At 73.2% G+C, this 16,012-nt stretch carries 12 protein-coding genes; 7 read left to right on the top strand and 5 right to left on the bottom strand.

Annotated elements, in window-relative coordinates:
* On the top strand, positions 1-221 hold a 221-nt coding region (locus AOK03_RS18680), incomplete at its 5' end, for a PDZ domain-containing protein (RefSeq protein ID WP_157868996.1).
* Positions 222-295: 74 nt separating this feature from the next.
* On the top strand, positions 296-1,420 hold the full coding sequence (locus tag AOK03_RS18685; protein ID WP_055566433.1) for an aminopeptidase P family protein: 1,125 nt from the start codon (positions 296-298) through the stop codon (positions 1,418-1,420).
* A gap of 57 nt (positions 1,421-1,477) precedes the next feature.
* Here the strand turns inward: AOK03_RS18685 and AOK03_RS18690 are convergent, their stop codons facing one another.
* A complete protein-coding gene (locus tag AOK03_RS18690; protein WP_055566434.1) occupies positions 1,478-2,491 on the bottom strand; it encodes an aldo/keto reductase in 1,014 nt (337 codons plus the stop codon).
* 28 nt (positions 2,492-2,519) lie between these two features.
* Positions 2,520-4,265: a malto-oligosyltrehalose trehalohydrolase gene (gene treZ / locus AOK03_RS18695; protein WP_055566435.1), complete on the bottom strand. Its 1,746-nt coding sequence runs from the start codon at positions 4,263-4,265 to the stop codon at positions 2,520-2,522.
* Between the two features lie 154 nt (positions 4,266-4,419).
* Here treZ and AOK03_RS18700 point away from each other — a divergent pair, with 154 nt between their 5' ends.
* On the top strand, positions 4,420-4,971 hold the full coding sequence (locus AOK03_RS18700) for a DUF1707 and FHA domain-containing protein (protein WP_055566445.1): 552 nt from the start codon (positions 4,420-4,422) through the stop codon (positions 4,969-4,971).
* A 46-nt stretch (positions 4,972-5,017) separates the two neighbouring features.
* On the opposite strand, the gene AOK03_RS18705 is transcribed toward AOK03_RS18700, so the two are convergent.
* The gene (locus AOK03_RS18705; RefSeq protein WP_055566446.1) at positions 5,018-6,277 is read right to left on the bottom strand and encodes a M14 family zinc carboxypeptidase; all 1,260 of its coding nucleotides are present in this window, start codon (positions 6,275-6,277) and stop codon (positions 5,018-5,020) included.
* A 205-nt stretch (positions 6,278-6,482) separates the two neighbouring features.
* On the opposite strand from AOK03_RS18705, the gene AOK03_RS18710 reads away from it, so the two are divergent.
* Positions 6,483-7,691, top strand: a complete 1,209-nt coding sequence (locus AOK03_RS18710) for a cytochrome P450 (protein WP_244177659.1) — start codon at positions 6,483-6,485, stop codon at positions 7,689-7,691.
* Here the strand turns inward: AOK03_RS18710 and treY are convergent.
* A complete protein-coding gene (gene treY, locus AOK03_RS18715) occupies positions 7,627-10,161 on the bottom strand; it encodes a malto-oligosyltrehalose synthase (protein ID WP_055566448.1) in 2,535 nt (844 codons plus the stop codon). The genes AOK03_RS18710 and treY overlap by 65 nt on opposite strands.
* 90 nt (positions 10,162-10,251) lie before the next feature.
* Between treY and AOK03_RS18720 the strand changes: the two genes are divergently transcribed.
* On the top strand, positions 10,252-11,526 hold the full coding sequence (locus tag AOK03_RS18720) for an MFS transporter (RefSeq protein ID WP_055566436.1): 1,275 nt from the start codon (positions 10,252-10,254) through the stop codon (positions 11,524-11,526).
* Here AOK03_RS18720 and glgX read toward each other — a convergent pair.
* Positions 11,501-13,609 (bottom strand): glycogen debranching protein GlgX, encoded by a 2,109-nt coding sequence (glgX, locus tag AOK03_RS18725; protein WP_055566437.1) that lies wholly within the window; start codon positions 13,607-13,609, stop codon positions 11,501-11,503. The two genes, AOK03_RS18720 and glgX, sit on opposite strands and share 26 nt — an antisense overlap.
* Positions 13,610-13,766: 157 nt before the next feature.
* Here glgX and AOK03_RS18730 point away from each other — a divergent pair, with 157 nt between their 5' ends.
* On the top strand, positions 13,767-14,558 hold the full coding sequence (locus AOK03_RS18730) for a hypothetical protein (protein ID WP_055566438.1): 792 nt from the start codon (positions 13,767-13,769) through the stop codon (positions 14,556-14,558).
* Between the two features lie 64 nt (positions 14,559-14,622).
* The gene (locus tag AOK03_RS18735; RefSeq protein WP_055566439.1) at positions 14,623-15,942 is read left to right on the top strand and encodes a copper amine oxidase; all 1,320 of its coding nucleotides are present in this window, start codon (positions 14,623-14,625) and stop codon (positions 15,940-15,942) included.
* The last annotated feature ends 70 nt before the right edge of the window (positions 15,943-16,012 follow it).

The raw sequence follows: 16,012 nt of genomic DNA on the forward strand, positions 1-16,012 counted from the left end.
GCGCCCTGCTCGTCGGCGTGCACGTACCCGGTCCCGGCCACGCCGCGGGCCTGGTGCGCGGCGACACCCTGCTCGCCGTCGGCGGGACCCGGATCGACTCGGTGGCCGGGCTGGCGGCGGTGGTCGGTGCCGCGCGCCCCGGCAGGGGACTGACCCTGACGGTGCGCCACGAGGGCGGCGGACGCCAGGTCCTGTCCGCAAGGCCGGGCGTCGTGACCTGACCCGGGCCTGACCCGGGCTCGCGGTCGCGCGCGGCGGGAGGCAGGATCTCTGGCGTAGACAACAGGAGGTCCACATGAGCAGCGCGCCCGCGCCCTTCACCGCCGACGACTACCGAGCACGCATGGAGCGCGCCGCGGCCACGGCCGCGGACGCGGGCCTGGCGGGCGTGCTCGTCGCCCCCGGGCCCGACCTCGTGTGGCTCACCGGCTACCAGCCGACCGCGACCACCGAGCGCCTGACGCTCCTCGTGCTCGCGGCCGGGCAGGACCCCGTCCTCGTGGTGCCCACTCTGGAGGCCCCGGACGCCGCGCGGGCCGCGGGCGCGTCCGCGCTCACCCTGCGGGACTGGACCGACGGCAAGGACCCGTACGCCGTCACGGCGCCCCTGCTCGACGTGTCGGGCCGCTTCGGAGTGAGCGACAACGCCTGGGCGATGCATCTGCTGGGCTTCCAGCAGACGCTGCCGGACACCTCCTACGTCTCGCTCACGCAGGCCCTGCCGATGCTCCGCGCCGTCAAGGACGACGCCGAGCTGGAGCGCCTCGCGGCGGCGGGCGCGGCGGCCGACGCGGCGTACGAGGAGATCCAGAAGGTGTCCTTCGCGGGCCGCAGGGAGACGGACGTCGCCGCCGACCTCGCCGACCTGCTGCTGCGGTTCGGGCACTCGCAGGTGGACTTCACCGTCGTCGGCTCGGGCCCCAACGGCGCCAACCCGCACCACGAGGCGGGCGACCGCGTCATCGAGCGGGGCGACATGGTCGTCCTCGACTTCGGCGGGCTGCTGCACGGCTACGGCTCGGACACCTCCCGCACGGTCCACGTCGGTGAGCCGACCGCCGAGGAGCAGCGCGTCCACGACGTGGTGCGCGAGGCGCAGGCGGCGGGCTGCGCGGCGGTGCGGCCCGGCGCGGCCTGCCAGGACATCGACCGCGCGGCCCGCGACGTGATCACCGACTTCGGCTACGGCGAGTACTTCATCCACCGCACCGGACACGGCATCGGCGTCACCACCCACGAACCGCCCTACATGATCGAGGGCGAGGAGCAGCCGCTGGTGCCCGGCATGTGCTTCTCCGTGGAGCCCGGCATCTATCTGCCGGGACGCTTCGGCGTGCGCATCGAGGACATCGTGACGGTCACCGAGGAGGGCGGGCGGCGGCTCAACGCCACCGCCCGCGAGATGGCGATCGTCGACTGACGTCGGCGGCGTCGGACCGGGCGGGCCCCAACGGGTCCGACCGACCCGAGCGGGCCCTCAACCGACGTCGGTGCGGGGCCCGTTGCGCGGCTCGCGGCCCGGGTAGTGGGCGAGGACGTTGTACGGATACGGCAGGGGTCGTGCGCTGGCCTCCGTCAGCCGCTCCCGCTGCTCGGACGTCAACTCCCAGTCCACACAGCCGAGGTTGTCGGTCAGCTGCTCGACGGAGCGCGCCCCGATGATCGGCGCGGTGACGCCGGGCTGCTGGAGGAGCCAGCGCAACGCCACCTGCGCCGGGGAGCGCCCGGCCTCCCCGGCGACCTCCAGCACCGCGTCGACGACCCGCCAGGTGTCCTCCGTGGCGCGCTCCTCCCAGCTGCCCGCGCCCCGCGTGCCCTGCGGCGGGGCCGCCATGTCGCGCCGGAACTTCCCCGAGAGCCAGCCGCCGTGCAGCGGACTGTACGGAATGACGCCGACCCCCTCCGCCGCGCTGAGCGGCAGCAGCTCCCACTCGATGTCGCGCCCGAGCAGGTTGTAGAACGGCTGCAGACAGGAGTACGGCTCCCAGTCGTGCGCCCGCGCCACGTCGAGCGCCTTCTGCAGCTGCGCGCCGGAGTGGTTGCTCGCCCCGAGGTAGCGCACCTTGCCCGCCTTCACGAGGGTGTCCAGGGTGGACAGGGTCTCCTCGACGGGCGTCGTCGCGTCCCACACGTGGGTCTGGTAGAGGTCGATGTAGTCGGTGCCGAGGCGCCGCAGGCTCGCCTCGACGGCCGACACGATGTGCTTGCGGCTCAGGCCGCCCGCGTTCGGTGCGTCGCTCATCGTGGCGAACACCTTGGTGGCGACGACGAGTTCGTCCCTGCGACGGCCCTTGAGCCAGCGGCCGAGGATCTCCTCCGACACACCGCGCCCGTACATGTCGGCCGTGTCGATGAACGTGCCGCCGGCCTCCGTGAACGCGTCCAGCATGCGGTGCGACGTCGCCTCGTCCGCGCCGCTGCCGAACGTCATCGTGCCGAAGCAGAGTTCGCTGACGCGCAGACCGGTCCGGCCCAGGAATCGTTGCTTCATGATCGCCTCCCCTAGGTGACCCCAGACGTTACGCGGTGGCCAGGATCACGCACGATTCGGCGGGCAGCCGCACCAGCCCGTCCGCCCCGGGCGCGTCGACCGGCTCCCACGCGGCGACCACGCGCGCGTGGCGCCCGTCCAGCGGCACGGTGACGGCCTCCTTGCCGAAGTTCACGGCGATCCGCAGGTCCCCGCGCCGGAACGCGAACCAGCGGGCTTCCTCGTCGTGCGCGACCCGCACCGCCGACAGGTCGGGGTCGGTCAGGTCGCCGCGGGCGCGCCGCAGGGCGATGAGCTCCCGGTGCCAGGCGAGCAGCCGCGCATGGTGGCCCTCCGCGGGCTCGGACCAGTCCAGGCACGACCGGTCGCGCGTCCCGTGGTCCTGCGGGTCGGGAATGTCCTCCTCGGCCCAGCCGTGCGCCGCGAACTCCCTGCGCCTGCCCCGGCGCACGGCCTCGGCGAGCTCGGGGTCCGTGTGGTCGGTGAAGAACTGCCAGGGCGTCGTGGCGCCCCACTCCTCGCCCATGAACAGCATCGGCGTGAACGGGCCCGTCAGGGTCAGCGCCGCCGCGCAGGCGAGCAGCCCGGGGGAGAGGGAGGCCGAGAGCCGGTCCCCCTGCGCGCGGTTGCCGATCTGGTCGTGGGTCTGCGCATAGCCCAGGAAGCGGTACGCGGGAGTGCGCGCGCGGTCCACGGGGCGGCCGTGGGCGCGGCCGCGGAACGTCGAGTACGTCCCGTCGTGGAAGAACCCGTGCGTCAGCGTCTTGGCGAGCGCGGCCAGCGGGGCGCGCGCGAAGTCGGCGTAGTAGCCCTGCGACTCGCCGGTGAGCGCGGTGTGCAGCGCGTGGTGGAAGTCGTCGTTCCACTGCGCTTGCAGGCCGAGTCCGCCCCGCGCGCGCGGGGCGACGATCCGCGGGTCGCCCAGGTCCGACTCGGCGATCAGGGACAGCGGCCTGCCGAGCTCGGCGGCCAGGGAGTCCACGGCCACGGAGAGCTCTTCCAGGAAGTGGCACGCGCGCGTGTCGCGCAGCGCGTGCACCGCGTCGAGGCGGAGGCCGTCGATGCGGTAGTCGCGCAGCCAGGCCAGGGCGCTGCCGATCAGGTACGCGCGCACCTCGTCGGAGCCGGGCGCGTCCAGGTTGACCGCCGCGCCCCAGGGCGTCTGGTGCGTCTCGGTGAAGTAGGGCCCGAACGCGGGCAGGTGGTTGCCGGACGGGCCGAGGTGGTTGTGGACGACGTCCAGGACGACGCCGAGGCCGTGCGCGTGCGCCGCGTCGACAAATCGTTTCAGCGCCTCGGGTCCGCCGTACGGCTCGTGCACCGCCCACAGCGACACCCCCTCGTACCCCCAGCCGTACCGCCCGGGGAAGGGGCACAGCGGCATCAGCTCCACGTGCGTGACGCCGAGCTCGGCGAGGTGCCCGAGGCGGCCCGCCGCCGCGTCGAGCGTGCCCTCGCGGGTGTACGTCCCCACGTGCAGCTCGTACAGGACCGCCTCCCGCACGCCGCGGCCCGTCCAGGGCGCGCGCCATGCGTACCGGTCGTGGTCGACGACGGCGCTGAGCCCGTCGGGTCCCTCCGGCTGGCGGCGCGAGCGCGGGTCGGGCAGGACCGGGCCCCCGTCCACCGAGAAGCCGTAACGGGTGCCGTCCTCGGCTGCCGCGTCCCCCGCCCACCACCCCGCGCGGTCCCCGTCGCGCTCCAGCGCGCGCGTGACCCCCGCGCACTCCAGCACGACCCGCTCGGCCTCCGGCGCCCACACTTCGAACCTCACCGACGGTTCTCCCTCGTCCGCTGTCCGTCACACCGTGCGTCCCATGGTGCGTCAGAAACCGTCGATCCGTGGGGGGATCCGTGGGGAAGCGACCGGACGGCCGTCGCACTCCCCGTTCTGGACACCCGGGCCGAGGTTGACCGACAATCCCCAGGTGACATCCTCTTTCGAGTTCTCCACGTACCCCGCGCGGGTCACGGACGCGGAGCGCGACCGGGCGCTGGACGTACTCAAGGAGGGTGCGGCCGCCGGCCGGCTCTCGCACGACACGTTCCTGCGGCGCATGGAGCTCGTGCTCGCCGCCCGGCAGCCCGACGAACTGGCCGCTCTCACCAGCGACCTGCAGACCGAGGGCCGCTGGTCGCGGATGGTGCTCGGCGGCGTGGGGGCGGTCTCCGGGTTCACGATGAAGCTGCGCAGGGCCTGGCAGGCCGAGCGCCTGCCGAAGCTGCTGCTCCCCTCGCCCGACAGCGCCCATCCGCTGCGGATCGGCCGCGACCCCGCCAACGGCCTGCGGCTGAGCCACGACACGGTCTCCCGGGTGCACGCCGAACTGCGGCGGCAGAGCGGGGTGTGGGTGCTGCGCGACCTCGGGTCGACGAACGGCACGTCCGTGAACGGCCGCAGGGTGACCGGTGCGGCGATCGTCCAGGACGGCGACTCGGTGAGTTTCGGCCGGATGGCGTTCCGCCTCTCGACGAACTGACCGAACCGACCCCCGCCCACGTACGTACTGGGTCCCGCGTACGTACTCAGTCCCCCGTGCGGTCGCCGTCGGCCTGCACGCGCGCGTGCCACGCGGCCGCGACCGTGGTGCGCGACTGGTGCTCCACCTGGTTCTCCAGCGGCACCCAGCGGGCCCTGAACCGCTCGGCGAACGCCTCGCTCCACTGCGTCACGAGCAGGTCGAGGCGCGGCGCCGCCCGGTCGCCCGTCTCCTCCAGGACCCGCAGCAGCATCGCGGCGGCCCGCAGCGGCAGACGCCTGCCGAAGGCGTCGACGCTCCCGATGTACGCCACGGACGTGCCCGCGGGCGGCAGCCGCCGCCAGTCGTCGGCGAGGCCCGGCACCAGACCGAGCGCCCACCGCGCGGCCCGCAGCAGCGGTCCCTCGGATTCGGGCAGCCGCGGCAGCGCCTCGCCCAGGATCTCCTCGACGAGCCGCGCGTCCCGCCGCAGCCGCCGCGCGAGCGCCCGCATCGCCCGCGCGGGCGCCGGGTGCGTCTGCGGGTCGTCGACCAGATCGCTGGCCCACATCGGGACCTCGACGATCGCGGTGCGTCCGCCGTAGCGGTGGGTGCGGTGCCACGTGGTCAGCCGGGCGTCCTCGGGCAGGCTCGGGTACGCCGCCGCCGCGCCGGGGCTCGGCAGCACGTGGACGCCCGGCCCGGAGACCGGCCAGCCCGCGGCGTCCGACGCCCCCGTCTCCACGGGGATGTGCAGCTCCGCCGCCGACTTGGCGAACGGCTCCGCGAGGCCGGGGATGTCCTTCGTCAGCTGCACCCAGCTGCCGCCCAGGTCGGTGCCGTGCAGGGACACCTGCAAGTAGGGACGCAGTTCGTCGATGACCGCGGTCAGGGCGCGGGTCTCCGGCGGCAGCCGGTCGGGCGGCAGGATGGACGGCGACCACTCGGGCTGCTCGGGTCCCGCGGGGCGGAAGAAGCAGCGGTGGTAGTCCAGGAGCGTGCGGGGACAGGGCGTGCGGTGCAGGCTCGCGCCGTCCGGGTCCGCGCAGAGCAGGAAGTGCCAGGAGGCGTCGCTGCGCAGCCGCGGGTCGCGCAGGGTCCACTCCGCGAGGTGCAGCAGCGTCGAACCGCCGGTCGGCTCGTTGGCGTGGGCGCCCGCGACGACCAGGACGGCCCGGGTCCGGTGGCCCACCGAGAGGAGGTGCAGCGGCCGCCCCGCGCGCGAGGACCCCACCTCGCGCAAAGAGACCAGGTCGGGACGTTGAGCTGCCAACTGCCGCGCGGAAAAGACGAGTTCAGGAACACTCGGATAGTGCTGCACCGCCAGTTGGCCCCCCGTCCGGTCCACCACTGAGGCAATCGCAGTACGCCACGCCCCGGCAGACGTGTCAAGGACGCGCACGCCTGAGCCGCGCGCCGGTCGACCTCACTCGAACGGGCGTACGTGGACTGCGGCGCGGGCCGCGCGGTGGTCGTCTTGGACACACCCGCGCGGCCGCTCGCCGCGCCGACGCACAGGTGGGAGCCCCGCGGTGCGCTGCCTCCCCGTCCCGCCGGACGGCCCGATATCCCCGCCCGGAACGCCCCTCGCCCTGCGCGTCCCCCTCGACCAGCGTGTCCCGCCCGCGGAGCGCGACGGCGCCGCGCCGCCCAGTCTCGTGTCGCCCGGCGTCGCGAGGGATCCGTACCCCGTGTTCCGCGTACTGCGGGAGGGTTTCCCGCTGGTGCGGGACGAACTGCTCGGGGCGTGGCTGGTGAGCCGGTACGCGGACGTGTGCGGGGTGCTCGGGCAGGACGGCCTCGTCGCGGTTCCGCCGGGGCGCACCCTCGCCCACATGGAGGGCGACACGCACCGCGCGCACCGCGCCCTGGTCGAGCCCGCGCTGCGGGGCCGCGCCGTCGCCGCCCTGGCCGCAGGCGCCTCGCGCACCGCCTACGTCCTGGCCCGCCGCATCGCCGCCCGCCGGGAGACCGACCTCGTCGCCGAGTTCTGCCAGTGGCTGCCGACCGCCGCGGTCACGGCGGCCCTCGGCCTGCCCTACGAGGACACCGTCCGCGTCCAGCGGTGGTGCCGCGGCGGCCTCACCCACCTCGGCGGCCACCACCACGAACTGGACGCCTGTCTGCGCCCCCACCTGGCGCGCCGCAGGGCCCGCCCCGGCGGCGACCTGCTCTCCGTGCTGTGCACCGCCGAGGTCGACGGACGGCCGCTGTCCGACGAGGCCGTGTCCGGCCTCGTCAGTTCGCTGCTCGGCGGGGGCGGCGAGGCCACCGCGCTCGCGTTCGCCTCGCTCCTCGCCAACCTCCTCGACGACCCGCGGCAACTGGCCCTGGTCCGCGAGCGGCACGAGCTGATCCCCGCCGCCTGGGCGGAGTCCCTGCGCCGCGACCCGCCCGCCCCCGTCGTGCTGCGCCGCGCGGTCCGCCCGGTCACCGTGGCGGGCGCGACGCTGCCCGCGGGGGCCGTCGTCGCGTGCCTGGTCGGCGCGGCGGGCCGGGACCCCGACCGGTTCGCCCACCCGGACCGCTACGACATCCTCCGCGCGGACCCCGGCCGCCTAGCCTTCGGCGCGGGCCGCCACTCCTGTCCGGGCGCCGAGCTCGCGGCCCGCACCGCCGAGTACGGCCTGCGCGCCCTGCTCGACGCCCTGCCGGGGCTGCGCTGGGCGCCGGGCTTCAGACCGGCTCCCCGGGGGCTGCTGACCCGTGGTCCGCGGATTCTTCTCGTGCGCCCTCGGTGAGTACGTCCTCGCGCACCAAGAGGGCCACCGGTGACGCGGCGAACAGGTCCGCCACGCGCGCGTGCCCCTCGAACTCCCGCCCAGGAGCGAGCAGATCGGCCCACCGGCCCGCCGGGAGCGCGAGCTCGGTCCCGCGCCAGCCGCCCGCGTCAGCGAGCCGCAGCGACAGCCGCGTCACGGCGACCACGGCCTCCCCGGAGCGGGCGAACGCCACACAGTGCGCGGCGCCCGGACCCTCGGCGGCCAGCGGCTCGTACGTCGCCGCGCCCCCGAACAGTTCGGGCCGCCGCCCGCGCAGCCGCAGCGCCGCCGCGGTGAGCGCCAGCTTCTCCTCCGAGAGGTCCCAGCGTTCCCGCTGGGCGTCGAGCCGCTCCAGGACGCGGGGCTGGAACCGGGCGGGCCGCCGGTTGTCCGGGTCGACCAGGGCGCGGTACTCGCCCTCCGTGCCCTGGTAGAGGTCGGGCACGCCGGGCATCGTCAGATGCAGGAGCGCCGCCCCCAGGACGTTCGCGCGCAGGTGGGCGTCCATCTCCCGCGCGAACGACGCCACCGCGTACAGCGGCGGCCCGCACGGCCCCGCCTCCACGAACGCGACCACCGCCTTCTCGTACGCCTCGTTCCGCTCGGTCCAGCTCGTGTGCAGGCCCGCCTCGCGCACGTGCTTCAGGAGGGCGTTCTGCAGCCGCTGGTCGTAGGGGAAGCCGAAGCCGACGGCCGTCTGCCAGGCCGCCCAGGCCAGCTGGGGGTCGGGCGCGCCGGTGCCGCCCACGCGCGAGGTCTGCTCGGTCACCTCGGCGAGGAGGCCGGCCCATCGGCCCGGACACTGCGTCAGGACCGAGATGCCCGCCCGCACGTCCGCGCTGCGCTTGGTGTCGTGCGTTGTCAGGACCGTGCCCGAGTAGGGCCAGTCGCGCTGCACGCGCGCGCAGTACGCGTGGAACTCCTCCACGGGCACGGCGGGGCGCTCGGGCGCGCCGCCCACCTCCGCCGCCGAGAGCAGCGGCGCGTGCCGGTAGAACGCCGTGTCCTCGACGGCCTTGGCACGCAGCGCGGACGCGGTCTGCGCGAACCGCACGCCGAACTCCCGCAGGGCTTCGGAGACCGCGACGGGCTCCCCGGGCTCCCCGGGCTCCGCGGGCTCCCCGGACGTTCCGGGGTTCTCGATGCGCCCCAGTGCCAAGTCCCGTACGACATCGACCGCCCCGGCCTCCTCGGGCACGCTGAAGGCCGCCCTGGCCTCTTCCGCGGCGCGCGCGGTGAGGACCGTTTCGGGGGCGTCGCCCCCGGCGGCGTACGGCCGGTAGACGGGCAGCCGCACGAGGAGCTCCCTGAGGGCGGTGCGCAGGGCCCACGGCGCGTGGTCGCGCAGTTCGGGGACGGCCGCGCAGATCGTGTCCGCCACACGGGTGAGGCGGTCCACCTCCGCGGCCAGCTCGCTCGTGACGACCTTGTACGCGGCCCGGCGCACCGTCGCGTCCCAGTCGCCGCCCCGGTCCGCGGGCGCCGCGGCGAACCTCCGGTACTGGCCGAGGAGTTCACCGGCGCCCGCCGGATCGGCGAGGACGCCGTCGATGTGGCGCAGCGCGTCGTAGCCGGTGGTACCGGCCACGGGCCAGGCGGCGGGCAGGTGCTCGCCGTCGGCGAGGATCTTCTCGACGACCGTCCAGCGCCCGCCGGTCGCCTCGTGCAGCCTCTGGAGGTACGCCCCGGGGTCCGCGAGGCCGTCGGGATGGTCGATCCGCAGGCCTTCGACGACGCCCTCGTGGAGCAGCTGCAGGATCTTCCCGTGCGTCGCCGCGAACACGTCCGGGTCCTCGACGCGCACCCCGATGAGATCCGAGATGGTGAAGAAGCGCCGGTAGTTGAGCTCGGTACGGGCCAGCCGCCACCACGACAGGCGGTACCACTGCGCGTCCAGGAGCTCCACGAGCGGCAGCCCCGCGGTGCCCTCCCGGAGCGGGAACGCATGGTCGTAGTAGTACAGGACGTCCCCCTCGACCCGCAGCTGCCCGAGCTCGTCCCCGAGCCTGCCGCCGAGGAAGGGAAGCAGGACGCGCCCGCCGCCCGCCTCCCAGTCGATGTCGAACCAGCGCGCGTACGGCGACCCGGGGCCCTCGCGCAGCACCTCCCACAGCGCGTGGTTGTGCCGTGGCACCGCCGCCATGTGGTTCGGCACGATGTCCACGACGAGACCGAGCCCGGACTGCCGGGCGGTGCGGGACAGGGACCGCAGCCCGTCCTCGCCGCCCAGCTCGTCCCGCACGCGCGCATGGTCCACGACGTCGTAGCCGTGCGTGGACCCGGGGACCGCCTCGAGCACCGGCGACAGGTGCAGATGGGAGACACCCAGCGAGGCCAGGTGGGGGACGGCCGCCTCGGCGGCCGCGAAGGGAAAGTCCGGCTGCAGCTGGAGCCGGTACGTGGCGGTGGGCGGCGGCGGTACCGCGGGCCCTGGGCGCTCCGGCGTCATGCGGGTCATGCGAACGTACGTACCCGCTCGGGAGGCTTTCGTGTCATCGGCTCATGCGTGTCGGGGCCGCCGCGTCGTTAGCGTCGGACGATGGCTGAGAACACACGGGACGCATACCGCAGAGTGCTCGGAATGACGGGGGCGGCGCTCCCCGTCGTCTCGTTCCTCGGCAGACTTCCCGTGGCCATGATCCAGTTCGGCAGTGTGCTGCTGGTGACCGAGACCAGTGGGTCGCTGGCCACCGGCGGGATCGTCGCCTGCGCGCTGGCGCTCGGCCAGGTGACCCTGGGCCCGTTCGTCGGGCGCCTCGCGGACCGGCGAGGCCAGCGCCCGGTGGTGCTCGTCTTCTCCCTCGTCAACGCCGTGGCCATCGCGGCGTACACGCTGGGCGCCCTCGCCGACCTGCCCACGCCGGGCCTCGTAGTCCTCGGCGTGCTGGCGGGCGCGACGATCCCGGGGATCGGCCCCCTGGCGAGGGCCCGCGTCGTCCCGCTGGTCCGCGCCAAGGGCGGTGACGACCGGCTCGCGGGCACCGTGCTGTCCCTGGAGAGCACCATGGACGAGCTGTCCTTCGTGCTCGGCCCCGCCCTGGTGGGTCTCGCGTCCGTCGCGGGCCATCCGGCGTACGCCTTCGGCGTCGCCTCGCTCCTGGTCGCCGTCTGCGGCACGGCCTTCGCACTGCACCCGACGGGACGCACCCCGAGGGCGGTCCCCGCGGATCCCGCACGCGCGCGTGGCGCACGCCCACGGCTGCCGCGCTCCGTCTACGTGGTGCGGGTGGGGCTCCTGTTCCTGGGTGTGCTGCTCGGCGCCTGCGGCGCGGGCATCACCGCGCTGACCGACGAGCTGGGCCGGCCGGGGCAGGCCGGTCTCGTGTACGCGGCGATGGGCGTCATGAGCGCGGTGGTCGGGCTCTCGATGGCCGCGCTGCCCGAGCGGTTCGGGCTGCTGGCGCGCTGGCGCGTGGCGACGGCGGCCGCGGCGCTCCTCTCACTGCCCCTGGTGTGGACCGACAGCCTGGTGGGGCTCTACGTAGTGGTCACCTTCTTCGGCGCGATCTACGCCCCGAACCTCATCACCGGCTTCGCGCTGACCGAGCGCGCCGTGCCGCCGCAGCGGCTCGCCGAGGGCATGACGTTCGCGGCGAGCGCCTTCGTCGGAGGCCAGGCGGTGACGCTCGCGGTGGCCGGGCGCCTCGCGGAGTCGCACGGCGCGGGGGCGGCGTTCGCCCTCGGCAGCGCGGCCGCGGCGGTCGCGTTCGTGATCGCACTGATCGCCCGCCACGACCCGCACCGCCACGCGCCGTCACCCCACTCTCAAGAGGCGCCCCTCACCGCCGTCACGCCGGACGCTGCAGCACCGTGAGGCTCCGGTCGGCCAGCGTGAGCCGGTCGCCTGCCCGCACCTTCGGTCCCGGCTCCGGCGGCACCCCGTCCTCGTGGGCCGTGTCGATCACGAGCTGCCACTGACGGCCGTGGTTGACCGGGACCACGAACTCGATGGGTTCCGGCGACGCGTTGAACATCAGCAGGAACGAGTCGTCGGAGATCCGCTCCCCGCGCTGTCCCGGCTCCGAGATGGCGTTGCCGTTGAGGAACACGCTGAGCGCCCGCGCCTGCGAGGCGGCCCAGTCGGGCTGCTCCATCTCGTCGCCCTCCGGGGTGAACCAGGCGATGTCGGACAGTTCGTCGTGCGTGCCCTGCACGGGGCGGCCGTGGAAGAACCGGCGCCTGCGGAAGACCGGGTGGTCGCGCCGGAGCATCGCCATCGTGCGGGTGAAGGCCAGGAGCGAGTTCTCGCCGTCCGGCCAGCGCACCCACGCCAGTTCGTTGTCCTGGCAGTACGCGTTGTTGTTGCCGCCCTGCGTGCGCGCGAACTCGTCGCCGTGGCTGAGCATCGGCACGCCCTGGGAGAGCATCAGCGTGGCGGTGAAGTTCCGCATCTGCCGCGCGCGCAGCTCCAGGACGTCCGGATCGTCCGTCTCTCCCTCGGCGCCGCAGTTCCAGGAGCGGTTGTGGCTCTCGCCGTCCTGGTTGTTCTCGCCGTTGGCCTCGTTGCGCTTCTCGTTGTACGAGACGAGGTCGTGCAGCGTGAAGCCGTCGTGGCAGGTGGTGAAGTTGATCGACGCCAGCGGGCGCCGCCCGTCGTCCTGGTAGAGGTCGGAGGAGCCGGTGAGCCGGGACGCGAACTCCGCGAGGGTGCGCTGCTCGCCGCGCCACAGATCGCGCACCGTGTCGCGGTACATGCCGTTCCACTCGGTCCACAGGGGCGGGAAGTTGCCCACCTGATAGCCGCCCTCGCCGACGTCCCAGGGCTCGGCGATCAGCTTCACCTGGCTGACCACCGGGTCCTGCTGCACGAGGTCGAAGAAGGACGACAGCCGGTCCACCTCGTGGAACTGGCGCGCCAGCGTCGCCGCGAGGTCGAAGCGGAACCCGTCCACGTGCATGTCCGTGACCCAGTGCCGCAGCGAATCCATGATCATCTGCAGGACGTGCGGCGAGCGCATCAGGAGCGAGTTGCCGGTGCCCGTGGTGTCCATGTAGTAGCGGGAGTCGTCGGTGAGGCGGTAGTAAGAGGCGTTGTCGAGGCCCTTGTAGGAGAGCGTCGGGCCCAGGTGGTTGCCCTCGGCGGTGTGGTTGTAGACGACGTCCAGGATCACCTCGATGTTCGCCTCGTGGAGCGCCTTCACGGCCTGCTTGAACTCCAGGACCTGCTCGCCGCGGTCGCCCCAGGACGCGTACGCGTTGTGCGGGGCGAAGAAGCCGATGGTGTTGTAGCCCCAGTAGTTGTTGAGGCCCATGTCCACCAGACGGTGGTCGTTCACGAACTGGTGGACCGGCATCAGCTCCAGGGCGGTGACGCCGAGGCCGGTGAGGTGCTCGATGATCGCGGGTTGCCCGAGCGCCGCGTACGAGCCGCGGAGCTCCTCCGGAAGGTCCGGGTGCAGCATCGTCAGGCCCTTCACATGGGCCTCGTAGAGCACCGTCTCGTGGTACGGGGTGCGCGGGGGCCGGTCGTCGCCCCAGTCGAAGTAGGGGTTGACCACGACCGACGTCATCATGTGCGGCGCCGAGTCCAAGTCGTTGCGCTCGTCGGGCTGGTCGAAGTGGTAGCCGTACACCTCCTCGCCCCAGTCGATGCGCCCGCTCACCGCGCGTGCGTACGGATCGAGCAGCAGCTTGGCCGAGTTGCAGCGGTGCCCCTGCTCCGGTGCGTAGGGGCCGTGCACCCGGAAGCCGTAGCGCTGGCCCGGCATGATGCCGGGCAGATACGCGTGCCGCACGAACGCGTCGGACTCGCGCAGCTCGACGGCCGTCTCCGAGCCGTCGTCGTGCAGCAGACACAGCTCCACTCGCTCTGCGGCCTCGGAGAAGACCGCGAAATTCGTGCCCGCTCCGTCGTACGTGGCACCTAAGGGATACGCCTGCCCAGGCCAGACCTGCATGTATACGACTCTTCCACTCACGCCCCCTCAACTCGGGGCCACTTCGGCCAGAGTGTGCCCGAAAGTGGGGCAACCACCCAGGAGTTGTACCCGTCTAACCGTCTGACCACATACTCGGCATGCCCATGAATGGGGCGCCAGGGGAGTAGGGGGAGTAGTGCGAGAGATAGTCAGACGCCACCTGGGGAAGGTGGTGGCGGGCGCGGCGGTCGCGGCGACCGCGACCGCCGTGCTGGTGGGCGTCAACCTGCCGGGGTCGGAGGCTGGTGGGTCGGGGGACCGCCAGGCCAACGCGGCCGCGGCGAAGCAGGACGCCGTCGCGAAGGACGGCGTCGTGGAAGCGGCGCCCGAGGAGGGCGCGAAGGGAGTCGGCAGCGACCCGCTGACCGACGAGGAGATCGAGCGGGCCGAGAAGGCCTCGGTGTCGGGCCAGATGCGGTCCAGCGCCCGGGACGTCGAGGGGGACCGCGGACCGCAGCTGCTGTCCACGAACCTCAGCGAGCCGGAGCCGAGCGACAGCGGTGCCGCACCCCAGCGCAGCGCCGAAGTCGTCTACTACGACTACAAGAAGGACGCCGTCATCACCAAGACGGTCAATCTGGAGACCGGCAAGGTCGACGACACGGTCACCACGATGAACGTACAGCCGCCGCCGAGCCAGGAAGAGCTCGCCGAGGGCGCCCGGCTGCTGATCGCCGACCCGCTCGGCAAGGGCCTGAAGAAGGACTTCAAGCACGCCACGGGCAAGGCGCTGGCCGGTCCCGACCAGCTGCAGCTGAGCGGCATGGTCTTCCGCAAGGAGACCGTGAAGCGTGTGCCGTCCAGCCTCGACGCGTGCGGCAAGCACCGGTGCCTCCAGGTCGTCACCAAGGTCAAGAACGGCCCGTGGATCGACACCAGGGCCCTCGTCGTCGACCTGAGCACCCGCACCGTGGGCCGCCTCGGCTGACCCCGGCCGCCCGCGCACGACACCACACGCCAACTTCTCCTCGTCCGAGGGAGTTCACTCAGCAATGCACGTCAACAGACTTTCGCGCGCCCGCAAACGGGTCACCCTGGCCCTTGCGGTCTCCGCGCTCCTCGGCGGCGCCGTCGGCGTCGCCGCACCCGCATCGGCGGCCCCGCAGGCACCGCCGGCCGCACCCACGGCCGCGGCCGACTGCAGCGACGCCTACAAGATCGAGCAGACCGTCGACGGCGGCACGACCTGGCGCATGTGCTGGCACTACAACACGCTCTCCGGTCTGATCCTTGACAAGATCAGCTACCAGCCGAAGGGCGAGCCGAAGCCGATCCCGGTCCTCACCAGCGCCCGGCTCGCCCAGGTGCACGTGCCCTACGACGACGGCCAGGCCGAGTACGACGACGTCACAGGAACCGACTTCGGCCAGGCCCTGCAGAACCTCAACCCCGGCGAGTGCCCCGGCGGCACCATCAAGACCGTCAAGGTCCCGCACCGGGGCAACGTGAAGGGCCTGTGCGCCACCACGCGCGCGCGTGGGCACGCGTACCGCCTCAACGACGACCAGAGCACCGGCGGCACCGGCAAGGTCTACACCGGCCAGGGCAAGGACCTGCTGGTGTACACGGTGAACAAGGCCTCCTGGTACGAGTACATCACCGAGTGGCGCTTCTCCTCGGACGGCACCATCACCTCCAACGTCGGCGCCACCGGCAGCCTCTCGCCGTACGACTACGACGGCGGCGACAGCCGCGGCTGGCCGATCGGCAAGGGCGACCAGGCCAAGGCCGAGAGCCACGCCCACAACGTCTTCTGGCGGCTCAACTTCGGCCTGGACGGCTCCCCGAAGGCCAAGGTCGAGCAGTACGACTCCAAGGTCACCCCGCCCACCGGCGACGGCAGCCCCACCACGAAGACCACCCGCACCAAGGTCACCAAGGAGCTGGCGGGCGACCGCAAGGACATGCGCTGGTGGCGCGTGGTCAGCAACACCGGCAAGAACAAGGACGGCCACCCGCGCTCGTACGAGATCGTGCCCGGCCCCAGCACCAAGCACGCGGGCCGCGAGTTCACCAAGCACGACGTGTACTTCACCCAGTACAAGAAGTGCGAGCAGTACGCGAGCAACAACCCGGGCTGCCCGGGCGGCACGCCGGACAGCGTCGACAAGTGGGTGAACGGCCAGGCCATGGACCACCCGGTCACCTGGGTGCACGTCGGCTTCCACCACATCGCGCGCGACGAGGACCAGCAGCCGATGCCGGTCCACTGGCAGGGCTTCTCACTGGCCGCGCGTGACGTCACCGCTATGAGCCCGCTCACTCCGCAGGACCTCGCCGACCAGAACGGCCAGCCTCCGCTGGGTCGTTGAGAAACCACCCTGCCCATCGGGCTGCACCGCCCGCCGCTCCCGGAGTACCCTTCCTTGATCGTTGACCGGG

This window comes from Streptomyces atriruber, from assembly GCF_001418325.1.
GTDB classification, from domain to species: Bacteria; Actinomycetota; Actinomycetes; order Streptomycetales; family Streptomycetaceae; genus Streptomyces; species Streptomyces atriruber.